This is a genomic window from Arthrobacter sp. I3, from assembly GCF_000520575.1.
Taxonomy (GTDB): domain Bacteria; phylum Actinomycetota; class Actinomycetes; order Actinomycetales; family Micrococcaceae; genus Arthrobacter; species Arthrobacter humicola_A.
The window spans coordinates 1-16,217 of record NZ_KI914933.1; the positions used below are offsets into that span (position 1 = coordinate 1).

The following is a 16,217-nucleotide window of genomic DNA, read 5'->3' on the forward strand; positions in this document are numbered from 1 at the left end:
ACATGAGCTCCAAATACAAGGAAACCGCAATGGGCGGCCTCGCCGTCAACGTCGTGGAGTGCTGACCTCAGCCGACGGCAGGCGCCGCGGATTGTCGTGGAGGTCCATGGCTTCATGGATCTGCAGGGCAAACCACAGTTGCGCCAGAGTGGAGGTTTCGGTCATATCGAGGCCCGTCAGCTCGCTGATCTTTCGGATGCGATAGATGATGGTCTGCCGATGCGCGAACAGGGCGGCTGCCGTTTTCTGCCAGGACCGTTGCGTGTCGAGGAACGTCTTGAGCGTGAGGATGAGGTCCCCGTTTTCCCGCTGTTCGTACTCGAAAATGGGTCCGAGGAGCCGCTGGACCAGGGCGTGGCCTTCCTCAAAGCTGGTGAGCCCGAGCCACGAGGGTCCCTCGGCATAGCGGACCAACCGCTCACCGGTGCTTGACGCCGTCCCAAGTGCCCACATCGATTCCTGAAGAGCTCTCTGCACACCAGCGGCCGCGGAAGGCCGGCTGATCCCGATCCTGACGTCCAAGGGGACCGTGTGTCGCAGCAGATCATCGGTGCAGTCTGCTGCGACAGCCAAATGGATTGTGTCGAATCTGCGCTGGCACGCCGTCGGGTAGCCGTGTCGCCAGAGATCAACGTGGATCCCTGCCAGGCGCTCACCGTCGTCGCTGGACATAGAGATGATGAGGAATTCCCGTGACGAAATCCCGAACTCAGGCAGTCGGCTTTCAATGTCGGCTATGCCCAGGCGCCCGTCAAAGGCCTGCAAAAGGAACTCCGCACCCAGTCGGCGCTGGTTCTCGAGAGACAGCACCGTCCGCGACAGCTCGAGTCCCAGGACTGTGGCCGCATGGAGCAGCACTACAGCGTCCGGGAGCGGTTCGGATTTCGGCAGCACCACCAGAAGCGCGTTGGCGTGAGTCGGAATATCCATCATCAGAAGGTGGCCTTCCCCCAACCGATGCCATTGGAACTTCTTGCTGGCCACCGGTGACTTGCTGGTCAGCGGTTCAAGTTGCTGCTTGAGGCCCGGTGGCAGCGGCTGGCCTCCGGGATGCCAGGCGTGCAGGCACCGTCGATCAATGACGAAGAGGCTGGCATCGAGTTCGGCTTCGATACCCAGGATCAGTCCCAGCCAGTTGTCCTCGGATGGCCCCGCCAGCCGCAGCAGGTCATAAATACGGGCCGTCTGGCGCAGCCTGCGGGACTCTTCGAGCAACGAAGACTCAGCGACCGAACGTGCGATGGCGATGAACGGAAGCGGGTAGGGGATGCTGATGACCGGCAACGGCAAGCGGTCACAGGCTTCGAGGAACTCGGGACAGAGTTCAGGGGCATGCATCTGCTCGCCGATCGCCAGTGCACTGGCACCGGCGTTGACCAGTGCCTCGGCAAGCTCAACCTGCCCCTCGGGATCGGCCGGAATGGAGAGCCCGTTAGTCATCATGAGCTCGCCGCCGGTGACCCATTCCCAGAGGCGCGGCAGGTCGGAGGTGTGGGCCCAGGTGACCCGGTTGCCCAAGCCGGCGGAGCCCGCCAGAAGGCTCAGTCCCAGCTGGGGTTCGGCAAGCAGTTCGGCCACGGTGATCGACATGCGCAGTTCCTGTTCACGAGTCCGGAGGCCGTCCCCAGCCCGCTTATACATATGTATAAGCCTCTCGGCTCTTTGTAGTCAATCGGCGGATGTACCGCGTGACGCCGATCACTAATAGTTAAGGCATAGACCTCGACCGGCGCAGGAAGAAATTGCCAGGCCGACTGAAACCACAGCAACCGGAGGACCCCAGTCATGACCACGCACAAGCCAATCGGCCCCGTCGACGCAACAAAAGTTCCCCGCTACGCGGGCCTGGGCACCTTTGCCCGGCTTCCTCAGATTGACCGGGTCCCGGACTACGACATTGCAATCGTCGGTGTCCCGTTCGACGGCGGTACCTCCTACCGCCCCGGCGCCCGCTTCGGTCCCGCCGCTGTCCGTGAGGCGTCGCGGCTCCTGCGCCCCGGCTACCACCCGGAGCTCGACGTTGAGCCCGTATACGAAGCCCAGGTTGTGGACGCCGGCGACATCGCCTGTACCCCCTACGACATCGCCCGCGCAGTCCGCGAGATCGAGGAGCAGGCCCTCCCGCTCCTTGGCGACGCCGGCTCCGGCAAGAGGCTCATCTCCATCGGCGGCGACCACACCATCGCGCTCCCGATGCTGCGGGCCTTGAATAAGGTCCACGGTCCCGTGGCCCTTCTCCACTTCGACGCACACCTTGATACCTGGGACACCTATTTCGACCAGCCGGTCACGCACGGAACCATCTTCCGCCGGGCCTTCGAGGAAGGCCTTCTGGTCGAGGACAAGTCGATGCACGTCGGCATCCGCGGCCCGGTCTATGACCGCAACGATTTCCTTCGCGACCACGAGTTCGGCTTCCAGATCATCCGCTGCTCGGACCTGGACGTCATCGGGGTTCCGGCCGCGATCCAGCGCGTCATGGAGCGGCTGGGCGACACCCCGGTCTATGTCTCCATCGACATCGACGTCCTGGACCCGGCCTACGCCCCGGGCACCGGCACCCCGGAAATGGGCGGGCTCCACTCCCGCGAACTGCTGGCGCTGCTCCGCGGATTGAACGGCATCAACATCGTGGGCGCCGACGTCGTCGAGGTCGCTCCGGCCTACGACCATGCAGACATCACCACGGTCGCCGCGGCGACGCTGGTCTTCGACCTCCTCGCCCTGATGGTGAACCGCAGCAAGGCCACCGCCAACGTCACTGAGGAGCTGCAAGCGGCAACCGTCTAAACGCAACCGCTGGGCTCTCGCACCTGATTTATACATATGTATGAACAGGTCTACGGCAACTATTCAATCGCCGGATTACCACTGTGACAAAAGTCACCAATGATTGATACATCAGATCCCGTGCTCGACGAAGCGCCGGGACAGAACAAAGAGGTTCCCATGAACTCCCGGAACGCATCATGAACGCTCGACCCACTCACGCCGTCACAGCCGAAGTACCCCGGCTCGAGGACAAGACCATTCAACCCATCCCGGCCCACGAACGCCATGGCAAGGCCCGGGACCTCTTCACCATCTGGTTCGGTTCCAACATCATGATCATGACCATCGTGACCGGGGGACTCGCGACGACGGTGTTCGGGCTCAGCTTTGTGCCGGCAATCGTCGGAATCATCATTGGGAACGTTGTCGGTGGCATCTTCATGGCACTGCATTCGGCCCAGGGCCCGCAGCTAGGCGTGGCGCAGATGATTCAGACCCGCGGCCAGTTCGGTTCGTACGGGGCACTGCTGATCGTGGTCATCGTGGTGGTCATGTACGTCGGGTTCTTTGCGGCGAACCTCGTCTTTGGCGGCCAAGCGCTGGCCGCAGTCACCCCGGGCATCAGTGTCGATGCAGGCATCATTGTCATTGGCGTCGTGAGCGTCGTGGCCACCATCTTCGGCTACCGGCTCATCCACGCCTATGCACGCATCTTGAGCGTCGTGGCCGGTCTGGCGCTGGTGCTGGCCTTCGTCTGGATCCTGGCCGTCCACGGATTGCCGGCCAGCTTCCTGGACCAGGGAAACTTCAACTGGGTCGGCTTCATGGCCACTATCTCCGTCTCCGCCCTCTGGCAGCTCGCCTACGCTCCCTACGTCTCGGACTACTCCCGCTACATGCCGCAGGGCACCGGCTCGGCCCCGGCGTTCTGGGCGTCCTACTCGGGCTGCGTCTTGGGAACACTCTTCCCGATGGTCCTGGGTGCCCTGGTGGGAACGCTCGCACTGGCACTGATCAACGACGGCAGCAGCGTCGAAATAGTGGGGAGCCTGGGAGCCCTGCTCGGGCCATGGACCATGGTGATCATCGGAATCTTCTGCCTCGGCGTTGCGGCGTCGAACGCCATGAACCTCTACTGCGGGGTCCTGTGCACCCTCACCATTGGGCAGACGTTCAGGCCGGCCTGGTTGCCCCACGCCAAGACCCGGACCATTGCGTCAATCCTCCTCTTCACCCTCGCCCTTATGATCGCGCTGTTCGCCCGTGACAATTTCATCTTCTTCTACACGAACTTCCTCTCCTTCCTGATGTACGTCCTGGTTCCCTGGACGGCCATCAACCTGGTCGATTACTACCTCCTGCGGCACGGCGACTACCAGGTTGAAGACTTCTTCAAGCGCGACGGCGGAGTGTACGGAAGGTTCAACTGGGTGGCGATCGGAGCCTATGTTGCCGGCGCACTGATCCAGGTTCCGTTCTCGGCGACAGCGATGTTCACGGGCCCCGCTGCCGCAGCGATGAACGGCGTGGACCTCTCCTGGATTGTCGGCCTGGTGGTTGTTGCACCCCTGTACTACTTCGCGGCACGCATGTTCCGGAAAACGCCGGAAGCCGCCCCCTTTCAGTCGCCCGCATTCGCAGGTGACCTGATTGAGGCGCCGCGGGCGTAACGCCCGCTCCGGCACACTGCGCACCCCGGGCACATACCGCCCACCCCCACACCAAACTCCCGGCGCCGCGATCGGCGCAGAAAACAAAGGCGAAATATCATGACACTCACTGACACCGAGCAGTTCACAGTCCGACGTTCCTCAGAGGAGCAAAGCTGCGCCAGCTTCCTGCCTCCGGCGGGGCACTTCATCGCTGGAGCGTTTGTTCCCGGCTCTTCGACTCAGCTGATCGACGTCGTAGATCCCACCACAGAGCAGGTCATCGCATCGGTTCAGGCCGGCACGGCCGCGGATGTGGACGTTGCGGTTGAGGCCGCCGTGGCGGCCCAGAAGTCCTGGGGCGCCACGACCCCGAAGGAACGCTCCGAGGTGCTGTCCCTGATCGCCAACATCATTGAGGCCAACCGGGAGGCGTTCGAAATCATCGAGTCCGCCAACACCGGCAAACCGCGGACCGTCGCGGAGGACGATGTCTCCAGCACCATCGACACCTTCCGGTTCATGGCCGGAGCTTCCCGCACGCTGACGTCCATGGCAGGCGGCGACTACGCCACCGGACACACCTCGGTCATCCTCAGGGAACCCGTCGGCGTCGTCGGCGTCATCACCCCTTGGAACTACCCGCTGCTGATGGCTGCCTGGAAGATCGCGCCCATCCTCGCCGCCGGAAACAGCATCGTCCTCAAACCCTCGGAACAGACGCCGCTCTCGACGCTGAAGCTGGCAGAACTTGTCGCCGGACGCATCCCCGATGGCATCCTCAACGTCGTGACGGGTAAAGGCCGAACCGTCGGGCAGCGACTCTCCGAACACCCTGATGTGGCGCTCATTGCGCTGACGGGGAGCGTCGTCAGCGGACAGGCAGTCGCGGAGACCGCGGCCAGGTCTGTCAAGCGCGTCCATCTGGAACTCGGCGGCAAGGCCCCGGTTGTTGTCTTCGCCGACGCCGACCTCCGCGCGGCCGCCGCCGGCGTGCGAAACGCCGGCTTCTGGAATGCCGGCCAGGACTGCGGCGCCGCCTGCCGTGTGCTCGTGCACGAGTCCGTGGCCGAGGAGTTCACCGAACACCTGGTACGCGAAGTCGGCACGCTCGTCGTCGGCGCTCCGGGCGCAGGGGAAGACGTGGAAATCGGTCCCATGATTTCGCGCCCGCACTTCGAACGCGTGAAGGAAGCCCTTGCCGAGGCAAAAGCTGCGGGCCTGCAGGTGGCCATCGGCGGCTCGGCGTTGGAAGGCCCCGGCTACTTCATTGAACCCACCGTAATCAGCAACGTCCCGGCCGGGGCGCATATTGCTACCCACGAAATCTTTGGCCCAGTGGTCACCGTCGAGTCCTTCAGCTCCACTGAAGAGGCCATCACCCGGGCCAACGAGAGTCCCTACGGGCTTTCCGCCTCGGTATGGACCCGGGATTCGAGCCTCTCGCTCAGGGTTCCGAAGCAGCTCGATTTCGGCACCGTCTGGGTCAATTCACACCTGGTGTTGGCCTGCGAGGTTCCGTGGGGCGGATTCAAGGGATCCGGCTATGGCCGCGACCTCTCGCTGTATGCCTTGGACGATTACTCCCGGACCAAGCACGTCATGATCAACCACGGCGCATGAGCGTTTAGACCAGCATCGGAGCCCAGCAATGACCACCACGAATCATCCCCACTCCGCGTCGTCGGCGCGCGCCGCAACCCCGTCCGCTCCGTTCGGGACAGACGTAACCTGGACCAACTGGGGCGGCAACCAGAGCGCCACGCCGGCCTTCACCGTCCGGCCGCGGAACGAACAGGAGGCGCTCGACGCCGTCCGGTTCGCCATCCGCGAAGGCCTCCCCGTACGTGCAGTCGGCTCAGGGCATTCGTCCTCACCGCTTGTCCAGACGGGCGGGGTCCTGATGGATATGTCCGCACTCTCGGCCATCACCGGAACCGACCTCATGGGGCGCCGCGCGAGGGCCCTGGCCGGCACCACCATCAACGCCTTTGGCGATCCGCTGTGGGAGCAGGGGCTGGCACTGGGCAACCAGGGCGACATCGACAAGCAGCAGATCGCCGGGGCACTCGCGACCAGCACCCACGGCTCCGGAAAGAACCTGGGCAGCTTCTCATCAGCACTGCGCTGGGTCCGGCTGATCAACGGTTACGGCGAAATCGTCGAAATCGGCGAAGGGCAACTCCGCGAACTCAGGGCCGCCCAGGTCGCCTTGGGGACGCTCGGAATCTTCCTGGAGGTCGAACTGGCGGTCGAGGACCGCTATTACCTGCAGGAGGAGATTACCTATCCCACGTGGGCGGAGACCGCGGCAACCTGGCAGGCCGACATCGACGGGAACCGGCACTACTCGTTCCTCTGGTGCCCGGACGACGATTCCTGTGAGCTCCTGGACCTGCCCGGTTCGCCGGGCCAGAGCATGGCAAACCGCAGCTACACCAAGCGGTACAACGTCGCCCAGGTCCAGGACGAGCGAGAAATTTCCCGCACGGAAGGTGCCCGGCTGGACCGGTCGTACCGCATCTACCCGGGCGGATTCACCACACCGTTCCATGAACTCGAGTACTTCGTTCCCAGCGAACACGGACTGGCGGCCGTCCAGGCCGTCCAGGATCTGATCCGCACCAAGCATTCCGACCAGAAGTACCCCGTTGAGGTCCGCTGGGTGAAAGCCGACGAAGGCTACATGTCCCAGTTCCAAGGACGCGACACCACCGTCATCACGCTGACCACCGAACCGGGGACCGACTACTGGCCCTTCTTCCGGGATGCGGATGCGGTGCTGCAGGAATTCGAGCCCCGCGCGCACTGGGGAAAGATCCATTTCATGACGAGGAGCCGATTGGAGCGTCTCTACCCGGAGCTTGACACCTTCATCCAGATACGCCGGGAGTTCGACCCCCGCGGCATGTTCCTTAACGACCACACTCGTGCGCTCGTTGGCTAAATCAGCCATCTGGGTCAAATCGGCAAATCCGGCGTATGCCCCCGAATCGTGACCGGGGGCACTCTGCCGGCCTTGCCAGAACCAACGGGGAAGAGGGGAAGAGAAGACATGAGCCATTTTCAGGACAAGGCCTACCTTGTCACCGGAGCCAGCTCCGGCATCGGCCTCGCGACCACCCGCGCCCTTCTGGCGCAAGGGGCAAAGGTTGCAGCGGTTGGTCTCCCGGACCGTCTGCTTGAAGACGCACGACGCCAACTCTCGGGCGCTGTGATCTTCATCGAAGCCGACGTATCTGAGTCCCAACAGGTCGATGGCGCCTTCGCCCGGGCGGAAGCGGAACTCGGGCCCCTGAGCGGGGCCTTCAACGCCGCAGGAATCTCCAGTGTTGCGCCCATCGCCGAAACATCGGACGAGCTGTGGCAGAGACTGATCCGGGTGAACTTGACCGGCACTTTCCACTTCGCCAGGGCAGCGGCGCGAACGCTCTCGGCCAACGGCGGTGGATCGCTGGTCTGCACTGCCAGTGAGCTGTCACTCGTCGGCCAGGCAGGCTACACCGCATACACCGCGACCAAAGGCGGCGTCCTGTCGATGATGCGGTCACTGGCCGCCGAACTCGCACCGGCCGGCGTCCGGGTCAACGCACTGTCGCCGGGCACGACAGATACCCCGATGCTTGCGGCCGAGTTCGCGAACGAAGAAGAACGCGCCCGGGACGAAGTGTCCGTACCGCTTGGCCGGTTCGCCCTGCCTGAGGAGATCGCAGCGGCGGCCCTGTGGCTGTTGGGTCCTGAATCCTCCTATGTCACGGGAAACAACCTTGTTGTCGATGGTGGTCGAACCACGACGTTCCCGCTTGGGCATTGAATCCCACATCCAACGCACCTACTGAAAGGCAAATCACATGAGCTCTGTTCTGGTCACAGGTGGTGCCGGATTCACCGGACGGCACATCGTCAACGAACTCGCCGACGCCGGCCATCAAACAGTCAGCTACAACCGGGACTTCATCGAGGCGCCACGCCCCGACGTCGTTTCCGTCCAGGGTGAACTGTTCGATATCCCCCGTCTCCTCGAAGTATTAAAGGAGCACGACGTCGACACCATCGTCCATACCGCCGCCATATCCCACCCGACCTATTCCCTGAGCTTTCCCCTGGCTACGTTTGCTGCCAACGTCGAGGGAACGGTGGCGGTTTTCGAGGCGGCACGACTCCACGGCGTCAACCGGATCATCAACTTCTCTTCCGAGTGCGTGTACGGAAAGACCTCAGCACCGGTGGTTCTCGAATCGGAGCCAGTAAATCCGACGACGCCTTACGCCGTGACGAAGGTTACCGGGGAATGGCTCGGACAGGTCTACGGCGACAGGTATGGAGTCGACGTCATCTCCCTGCGCATCGGCCAGGTTTACGGACCCGGAAACCGCATGGATGAAGTCATGCGGGACATTATGCGCGGCGTAGTCCGCGATGGTTCATTCTCACAGGACCACGGGGCCGACCACCGCTACAACCTTGTCTACGTCCGCGACGTCGCCCTTGCCGTCCTGGCGGCAGTCCAGGCACCAGAAACGGCCTCGGCCAGGCCCCTGGCCTACAACATCTCCGGCAGCGAGTACTGGACACTCAGCGACGTCGTCAAAGAAGTTCGAATCGCATTCCCGGACGCCACCGTGGAGATCGGGCCCGGGACGGATCCAACCCTGGATTTGCAGGGCCACTTCAGCATCGCTTCCGCAGCCGCCGATCTCGGCTACGAATCGGTCTGGCCGCTGCAGCGGGCCCTCGGCGACTACGCCGACTGGCTCTCCACCCATGACTTCTGACCCCTTTCTTCTGACTCATTTCTTCTAAAAGGGACGAACATGACAATCGATAAAAGCGGCTGGAAGCAGGGGGCGGCCTGCGTTGCCGCGTTGACCTTCGACGTCGACGCCGAGTCCCCCGTCCTGGCCGCCGGCCGGCGCTACGCCGACAATGCGATGGCGATGACGCACCAGGCGTTCGGACCCAAGGTGGGTGTTCCCCGGATTCTCCAGATGTTGAAGGATGTGCAGCAGCCGGCGACATTCTTCATTCCAGGCGTAACCGCGGAGCGATATCCCCGCATGGTGGAACAGGTCCTGGAGTCGGGTCATGAGATCGCGCACCACTCACACACTCACCGCACCGCGGTGAACATGAGTTTCGACGACGAACGCGCCGACTTCGATCTGGCGCTTGCTGCACTTGGGCGTTTCGGCATTTCTCCAAAGGGGCACCGCGCCGCACTGTGGGAGCCCTCGTGGCAGACACCGTCGTTGGTGGCTGAATACGGGCTGAAATACGATTCCAGCCTGATGGATGCGGACGTCCCCTATCTCATCGAAACCCCCGCAGGCACAGTTGCGGAGCTCCCCCCACATTGGAGTCTGGATGATTGGGAGCAGTATGCCTTCCTTCCGGAACCCAAGATCGGTGAAATCATCCAGTCGCCGCTAGTCGTGGCGGACATGTGGATTCATGAGATCGACGCAATGCGACGTCATGGTGCTCTTTTCATGCTCACTTGCCACCCGTTCCTCACCGGGCGGGCAGGACGGCTGGAGGCGCTGCGGACCGTTATCGAAACGGCGCTGGAACGAGGCGATGTCCGCTTCTCGACGTGCGAAGCGCTCGCGGAAGCGGCACTCGGTGACCCTGCATTGATTGCCGAGCCCCTCAATCCAGTTACAGCGTCCGAGGAGCTCTATCCGGACTACTGAATCCGGATTACTCAGCGGAGGCTGGAACTCAGATGCAGGACTTGTTGTAGTCGAAGCCGCCCGAGATGTACTGGGCCATGGTGACTTTACCGCCGCCTGTCAGCGGCGCTGCCGAACACATGCTGCTGGCGTTTTGGAGGGAGCTCCCGCCGGCGAGCCAGCTTCGCTGGGCGTAAAGGCTGCTCGTCGAGGGCACCGTGCCGATGATTTGTGCCCATTGATAGCCGGTTGAGTAGAGCCCGGTTTTGGCGCCGATGCTGGCAAAGTAGGCGGCCATGCCCTCCAGATCAGCTCTGTTGGCGGCCTGGTTCGTTGACCAGGAGTTTTCGGTCTCGACGTCCAACCACCAGGTGTAGGAGGCCGGGTTCTTGACCCCGCGGATGTTGGCGTCGTCGTAGGCCTTGGCGTAACCGTACATATAGGAGCACGCCGAACCGACCGAGCCCTTGGTGCACGTGCCGTACGGGTTGGCCACGGTCTTCCCGGCATAGGTGTTGCTGGTGGGCCACCAGGAGCCGGCCGTTCCGGGGTTTCCGGTATTTACGTACAGGGCCACGAGGGGCTGCCCGGTCCCGCCGGTGGACGTGGCAGCCCAGGACAGCTGGGTGGCCAGGCACGAGTTGGTGTTGTTCGCCAGGCCGTTGTTCACACCGATGATCGCGAAGCTCTGGCCCTTGGGCAGGGGTTTGCCGCACTGCGGCCAGGACACGTCGACGCCGGGTCCTGCGGGCGTGACTGCCGCTGTGCCGGCCGAGGTCTTCGCGGCGGTGGTGTAGCCGGTCTTGGTTCCGGTGACGGTGACGGTGAGGGCCTTGCCGGCCTGCGCCGCGGCCAGTTTGTAGGTGGCGGCGGTCGCGCCAATGATGACGACGCCGTTCGCCTTCCACTGGTACTTCAGGATGACGGGTGCCGGACCCCACGTGCCCGGGACTGCGGTCAGGGTGTAGCCGACTTTTGTCATGCCGGTGATCGTCGGCACCGGGGCCGGCCCGAGCGAGCCGGCGGCGATGGCTGCGGTGGGGGTCGAGGTCTTCGCGGCGGTGGTGTAGCCGGTCTTGGTTCCGGTGACGGTGACGGTGAGGGCCTTGCCGGCCTGCGCCGCGGCCAGTTTGTAGGTGGCGGCGGTCGCGCCAATGATGACGACGCCGTTCGCCTTCCACTGATACGTCAGAGTGACGGGTGCCGGACCCCAGATGCCCGGGACCGCGGTCAGGGTGTACCCGACCTTTCTTGTGCCCGTGACTGTCGGCACGGGGGCCGTCGTCAACGGCGCGGCGGACGCTGCACTGACCGCCGTCGTCATATCCGGCGCGGCGGAGGCGGGGGCAAGCGGTGTCAGGGAAAGCATCATGACCACAACGAGGAACAACGGAATTGATAGAGACCGGACGCGGTCGAATAGCAGCATAAAAATTTCCCCCAAATTGCCGCGCCCGGAACAGGCTGCGCTAGAGCCCGCGGAAATGCAGACAGCCCACCAGGAGCCGGCCGTTCCGGGGTTTCCGGTATTTACGTACAGGGCCACGAGGGGCTGCCCGGTCCCGCCGGTGGACGTGGCAGCCCAGGACAGCTGGGTGGCCAGGCACGAGTTGGTGTTGTTCGCCAGGCCGTTGTTCACACCGATGATCGCGAAGCTCTGGCCCTTGGGCAGGGGTTTGCCGCACTGCGGCCAGGACACGTCGACGCCGGGTCCTGCGGGCGTGACTGCCGCTGTGCCGGCCGAGGTCTTCGCGGCGGTGGTGTAGCCGGTCTTGGTTCCGGTGACGGTGACGGTGAGGGCCTTGCCGGCCTGCGCCGCGGCCAGTTTGTAGGTGGCGGCGGTCGCGCCAATGATGACGACGCCGTTCGCCTTCCACTGATACGTCAGAGTGACGGGTGCCGGACCCCAGATGCCCGGGACCGCGGTCAGGGTGTACCCGACCTTTCTTGTGCCCGTGACTGTCGGCACGGGGGCCGTCGTCAACGGCGCGGCGGACGCTGCACTGACCGCCGTCGTCATATCCGGCGCGGCGGAGGCGGGGGCAAGCGGTGTCAGGGAAAGCATCATGACCACAACGAGGAACAACGGAATTGATAGAGACCGGACGCGGTCGAATAGCAGCATAAAAATTTCCCCCAAATTGCCGCGCCCGGAACAGGCTGCGCTAGAGCCCGCGGAAATGCAGACAGCGTGAATCTAGCACGGGGAGATGTTCCTCAACATGCCTGGCAGCTATGCGGGACACGGACGCACGCAAAAACCCGCCGGCTCCGAGCTCACCCGGGCCGGCGGGTCCTTGCTGGGAGGCTACTCCGGAACCACCAGGGCGGGGGTGTCCTTCCGGATGGTCTCGCCCCGGAAGAAGCCCGGATGCAGTTTCGCGGCGACCAGCATGATCACGACGCCGAGGGCGAGGATGCCGATCCCCAGAATGAACACCAGGCCCACGCCGAAGACCTCCGAGCCGCTGCCGAATTCCGGTGCCCAGCTGTCCACGGCGGTCTGGAAGAAGACCACGGTGAGGACCAGGCCGCCCAGGACCGGGAACAGCAGCCGCATGAAGAAGTTGCGGACGCTGGAGAACAGGCTGTGCCGGAAGTACCAGGTGCAGGCGAAGGCCGTGAGGCTGTAGTAGAAGCAGATCATCAGGCCAAGGGCCATGATGGTGTCATTGAGGACGTTCTCGCTGACTACCTTCATGACGGCGTAGAAGCCGCCGGAGATCACACCGGCAATCACCGTTGCGAAACCGGGGGACCCGAACCGCTTGCTGACGGATGCGAAGCGCGGCGGCAGCGCCCCGTAGTGGCCCATCGCCAGCAGGCTGCGGGCGGGTGAGGCCATGGTGGACTGCAGGGACGACGCGGTGCCGGAGAGCACGGCCAGGGACATCAGGATGGCCAGCGGGCCCATGACGGGGGAAGCCAGTGCCGCAAAGATATTCGACTGGTTGTCCGGGTTGTTCAGGCCGATGCCGTCGGTTCCGGTGCCGGCAACCATCATGGTGGCCACGATCGCGACGAGGTATAGGGCCAGGACGGCGACCGCCGTCGTGGTTCCTGCCCGGCCGGCGGTACCCTTGCCGCCCTTGGTTTCCTCGTTGACGGTGAGGCAGACGTCCCAGCCCCAGTAGACGAAGACGGCCAGTGACATGCCGGCGGCGAACTGCTCGAAGCTGCCGATCTTCATCGGGTTGAACCAGTCCCAGCTGAAGGCGATCGCGGTGCCCGAGTCGCCCGAGGCGGCGTGGGTGAGTGCCATGACGACGAAGATGCCCAGGACGAGGACCTGGAATCCGACCATGGTGTACTGCACCAGCTTCGTGGCGTGCAGGCCGCGGTAGCTGACCCAGACGGCCAGTGCCACGAACACCAGGCACGTCACGATGTTTACGGCTGTGTTGGCGGTCAGGTCCGCGAGGTCCGGGTTGTTGAACACCTGGGCCAGGAAGAGGTAGAAGAAGTCCACCGCGACGCCGGCCAGGTTGGACAGGACGATGATGTTGGCGGCCAGCAGACCCCAGCCGCCCAGCCAGCCGACGAACGGGCCGAACGCCTTCGTGGCCCACGTGAAGGTGGTGCCGCTGTCCGGTGAATCGGCGTTGAGCTCACGGTAGGCGAACGCCACCAGGATCATTGGGATGAACGCGACAATGAAGATCGCCGGCAGTTGCAGGCCCACGGCGCCGACGGCGGGTCCCAGCGAACTGGTCAGGCTGTAGGCGGGTGCCACGGAGGAGATGCCGAGGACGACGACGGCGAGCAGGCCCAGCTGGCCGCCCTTGAGCCCCTTGCCCGAGATGCCGTGCTTGGAACCGGCCGGATCGACGACGTCGTGCGTGATGGTGCCGTCTTCACGGCCGATAGTCTGACTCATTGCTGACCTTTTTTCTGGGGGACGGACGGTTGCTGTTGGGTGATGCAGTGGATGCCGCCGCCGCGGGCGAAGAGCTCGCGGGCGTCGATGCCGACTACCCTGCGGCCGGGGTAGGCGTCGCCAAGGATGCGCAAGGCTTTTTCGTCCATCGGGTCGCCGAAGGTGCAGGCGATGACGCCGCCGTTGACCACCAGGTGGTTGATGTAGCTGTAGTCGACGAACCCCTCCTCATCCGTCAGGGTTTCCGGGGCCGGGACCTCGATGATGTTCCATTCGCGGCCGGCCGCGTCCCGGGTGGTGGCGAGGTGGCTGATGATGTCCCGGCAGACCTCGAAGTCGGGGTGTGCCGGGTTCTGCTGGGAATGGACCAGCACGGTGCCCGGGGACGGGATGGCCGCAACGATGTCGACGTGGCCGCGCGTGCCGAACCGTTCCGAATCCCGGGTCAGGCCGCGGGGAAGCCAGACGACGTGGCTCACGCCCAGGGACCGGCCCAGCTCGGCTTCGACGTCGGCCTTGCTGCGCCCCGGGTTGCGGCCCGGATCGAGCTGGACCGTCTCGGTGACGAGGACGGTGCCTTCGCCGTCGACGTGGATGCCGCCGCCCTCGTTCACCAGCGGCGAGACAAGGTGGCTGGCCCCCGAGCGGGCCGCGACGGCCGACGCCACGAGCGCGTCCTTGTCCCAGGCGGCCCAGTCCTGGCCGCCCCAGCCGTTGAAGACCCAGTCGACGGCGCCGAGCCGGCCGCCGTCGTCGAGGACGAACGTGGGGCCGATGTCCCGCATCCAGGCGTCGTTCAGCGCGGCGGGGAACACCTCGATATCCGGGTGGAGGTAGGCCGCCGCGGTCTGCACATCCGCCGGTGCCGCCAGCATGGTGACCGGTTCGAATTCCACGACGGCGTTCGCGACGGCGGCCCAGACGGAGCGCGCGGCGTGGGCTTCTGCCGCTGTTTCGCCCAGGGTGTAGCCGCCGGTGGGGAACGCCATCCAGACACGGTCCTGGGGCGCCGTTTCGGACGGCATCCGCCACGCGCTCATGCGGTGGCCTTGCTGGTGTCGGCGCCGAGCGGGGCGTCGGGGCGTACCGGTTCGGTCAGCCGCCCGTACGTGTCCGGGCGTCGGGTGGCCAGGAAGGGGAAAAGCGTGAGCCAGTCCCGGCGCTGGTCGAGGTCGAGGTCCGCGATGAGCACCGCGGATTCGTCCCGCGGTGCCTGGGCGAGGATCCGGCCGTAGGGATCGGAGATAAAGGAGGAACCGTAGAAGTTCAGCGTGCCTTCGCTGCCCCAGCGGTTGGGAACCACCATGAACAGCCCGTTGGCGATGCCGTTGCCCACGATGACCTGCTGCCACAACGGCTGGGTGTCGAAGCCGGGGTGGTCGGGCTCGGAGCCGATGGCTGTGGGGTAGACCAGGAGTTCCGCGCCGCCGAGGGAGTAGATCCGCGCCAGCTCCGGGAACCACTCGTCCCAGCAGGTGGGCATGCCCAAGCGTGCGCCGCCGAGTTCGGCGGGGGAGTGGACCTCGTAGGCATCGTCGCCGTCCGGGCCCTGGCGGAAGAATTTGTCCTCGTAGTAGCCTGCCGTGACGGGAATATGGAGCTTGTGGGTGCGGGCCAGGAGTTCGCCCCCGGGAGACACCAGGATGGCGGTGTTCAGGCCCAGGCCGTCGTCTGTGCCGTCCGGGTTCTCCGCCTTCTGGTACAGCGAAGCGTGGACGCAGGTGCCGTGCCTCCGGGCTGCCTCCGCCGCGAACCGGAACGTGGGGCCGGTGAACAGGTCCTCGGCGATGTCCGAGGGCCGCGGGCGCATGGTCCCGCCGCGGGCGGCGTCATTTTCGGGGAGCGTGTCCGCGGGGTAGCGGGACAGCGTGAGCTCGGGGAGGAAGACGACGGTGGCTCCCAGCCGGGCGGCGCGCCCGATGCCTTCGTCCAGTTCGGCGTGCAGGCCCGCGGCGTCAGGATGCCAACGGTGCTGCACGACGCCGATCCGCAGTGCCGGCCGGCCGGAGGGCAGCGTGCGGGCGAGGGAGGGCGGGGTGTCGAGGGACGTGATTTCGATCATGGCTACTCCAGTGAGACGGGCGTCACATTAATGAACGTTGTTCATTTAGTTTGAGGGTGATGGCCGCACGGGGCAAGACCTAATATGAATAAAGTTCATTTATTTATTCGGGGTGAAACCCTGAGCCGTCCCCGGGCAGGCAGCCGGACCGCTTCTGGCCCGCGGCGCGTGCCTCCCCAGGGGCG

The 16,217-nt window shown here is 64.6% G+C and carries 12 protein-coding genes; 7 read left to right on the forward strand and 5 right to left on the reverse strand.

What is annotated here, in order from left to right; translation table 11 throughout:
* Positions 1-45 precede the first annotated feature (45 nt).
* Positions 46-1,590: a PucR family transcriptional regulator gene (locus Y706_RS0113915; protein ID WP_028277052.1), complete on the reverse strand. Its 1,545-nt coding sequence runs from the start codon at positions 1,588-1,590 to the stop codon at positions 46-48.
* Positions 1,591-1,785: 195 nt separating this feature from the next.
* Between Y706_RS0113915 and speB the strand changes: the two genes are divergently transcribed.
* The 7 genes from speB to Y706_RS0113950 all read left to right on the forward strand — a co-directional run bounded on the left by speB (position 1,786) and on the right by Y706_RS0113950 (position 10,114).
* Complete coding sequence (gene speB / locus Y706_RS0113920) at positions 1,786-2,790, forward strand: agmatinase (RefSeq protein WP_028277053.1); 1,005 nt, start codon at positions 1,786-1,788, stop codon at positions 2,788-2,790.
* 179 nt (positions 2,791-2,969) lie between these two features.
* On the forward strand, positions 2,970-4,442 hold the full coding sequence (locus Y706_RS0113925) for a purine-cytosine permease family protein (RefSeq protein WP_028277054.1): 1,473 nt from the start codon (positions 2,970-2,972) through the stop codon (positions 4,440-4,442).
* Positions 4,443-4,541: 99 nt separating this feature from the next.
* Entirely contained in the window at positions 4,542-6,044 is a 1,503-nt protein-coding gene (locus Y706_RS0113930; RefSeq protein ID WP_028277055.1) for an aminobutyraldehyde dehydrogenase, read from the forward strand.
* A gap of 28 nt (positions 6,045-6,072) precedes the next feature.
* A complete protein-coding gene (locus Y706_RS0113935) occupies positions 6,073-7,368 on the forward strand; it encodes a D-arabinono-1,4-lactone oxidase (protein WP_028277056.1) in 1,296 nt (431 codons plus the stop codon).
* 108 nt (positions 7,369-7,476) lie between these two features.
* Positions 7,477-8,235: an SDR family NAD(P)-dependent oxidoreductase gene (locus Y706_RS0113940; RefSeq protein WP_028277057.1), complete on the forward strand. Its 759-nt coding sequence runs from the start codon at positions 7,477-7,479 to the stop codon at positions 8,233-8,235.
* 37 nt (positions 8,236-8,272) lie between these two features.
* A complete protein-coding gene (locus tag Y706_RS0113945; protein WP_028277058.1) occupies positions 8,273-9,196 on the forward strand; it encodes an NAD-dependent epimerase/dehydratase family protein in 924 nt (307 codons plus the stop codon).
* 39 nt (positions 9,197-9,235) lie between these two features.
* The gene (locus Y706_RS0113950; protein ID WP_043436180.1) at positions 9,236-10,114 is read left to right on the forward strand and encodes a polysaccharide deacetylase family protein; all 879 of its coding nucleotides are present in this window, start codon (positions 9,236-9,238) and stop codon (positions 10,112-10,114) included.
* 28 nt (positions 10,115-10,142) lie between these two features.
* On the opposite strand, the gene Y706_RS30680 is transcribed toward Y706_RS0113950, so the two are convergent.
* The 4 genes from Y706_RS30680 to Y706_RS0113970 form a co-directional block, all read right to left on the reverse strand.
* On the reverse strand, positions 10,143-12,218 hold the full coding sequence (locus Y706_RS30680) for a hypothetical protein (RefSeq protein ID WP_052355075.1): 2,076 nt from the start codon (positions 12,216-12,218) through the stop codon (positions 10,143-10,145).
* Positions 12,219-12,401: 183 nt separating this feature from the next.
* Positions 12,402-13,970 carry an APC family permease gene (locus Y706_RS0113960; RefSeq protein WP_028277060.1) on the reverse strand — a complete coding sequence of 523 codons (1,569 nt, stop codon included), beginning with the start codon at positions 13,968-13,970 and terminating at the stop codon, positions 12,402-12,404.
* Positions 13,967-15,010, reverse strand: coding sequence for an agmatine deiminase family protein (locus tag Y706_RS0113965; protein WP_028277061.1), 1,044 nt, complete (start codon positions 15,008-15,010; stop codon positions 13,967-13,969). Before Y706_RS0113965 ends, Y706_RS0113960 begins: the two co-directional genes overlap by 4 nt.
* Positions 15,007-16,032 carry a nitrilase-related carbon-nitrogen hydrolase gene (locus tag Y706_RS0113970; RefSeq protein ID WP_028277062.1) on the reverse strand — a complete coding sequence of 342 codons (1,026 nt, stop codon included), beginning with the start codon at positions 16,030-16,032 and terminating at the stop codon, positions 15,007-15,009. Before Y706_RS0113970 ends, Y706_RS0113965 begins: the two co-directional genes overlap by 4 nt.
* Between the last annotated feature and the right edge of the window lie 185 nt (positions 16,033-16,217).

Coding starts and splice junctions, on each gene's coding strand:
- Y706_RS0113945 (WP_028277058.1), top strand. CDS start 8,273: ATGAGCTCTGTTCTGGTCACAGGTGGTGCCGGATTCACCGGACGGCAC.
- Y706_RS0113935 (WP_028277056.1), top strand. CDS start 6,073: ATGACCACCACGAATCATCCCCACTCCGCGTCGTCGGCGCGCGCCGCA.
- Y706_RS0113940 (WP_028277057.1), top strand. CDS start 7,477: ATGAGCCATTTTCAGGACAAGGCCTACCTTGTCACCGGAGCCAGCTCC.
- Y706_RS0113965 (WP_028277061.1), bottom strand. CDS start 15,010: ATGAGCGCGTGGCGGATGCCGTCCGAAACGGCGCCCCAGGACCGTGTC.
- Y706_RS30680 (WP_052355075.1), bottom strand. CDS start 12,218: ATGCTGCTATTCGACCGCGTCCGGTCTCTATCAATTCCGTTGTTCCTC.
- Y706_RS0113925 (WP_028277054.1), top strand. CDS start 2,970: ATGAACGCTCGACCCACTCACGCCGTCACAGCCGAAGTACCCCGGCTC.
- Y706_RS0113915 (WP_028277052.1), bottom strand. CDS start 1,590: ATGTCGATCACCGTGGCCGAACTGCTTGCCGAACCCCAGCTGGGACTG.
- Y706_RS0113960 (WP_028277060.1), bottom strand. CDS start 13,970: ATGAGTCAGACTATCGGCCGTGAAGACGGCACCATCACGCACGACGTC.
- Y706_RS0113970 (WP_028277062.1), bottom strand. CDS start 16,032: ATGATCGAAATCACGTCCCTCGACACCCCGCCCTCCCTCGCCCGCACG.
- Y706_RS0113930 (WP_028277055.1), top strand. CDS start 4,542: ATGACACTCACTGACACCGAGCAGTTCACAGTCCGACGTTCCTCAGAG.
- Y706_RS0113950 (WP_043436180.1), top strand. CDS start 9,236: ATGACAATCGATAAAAGCGGCTGGAAGCAGGGGGCGGCCTGCGTTGCC.
- speB (WP_028277053.1), top strand. CDS start 1,786: ATGACCACGCACAAGCCAATCGGCCCCGTCGACGCAACAAAAGTTCCC.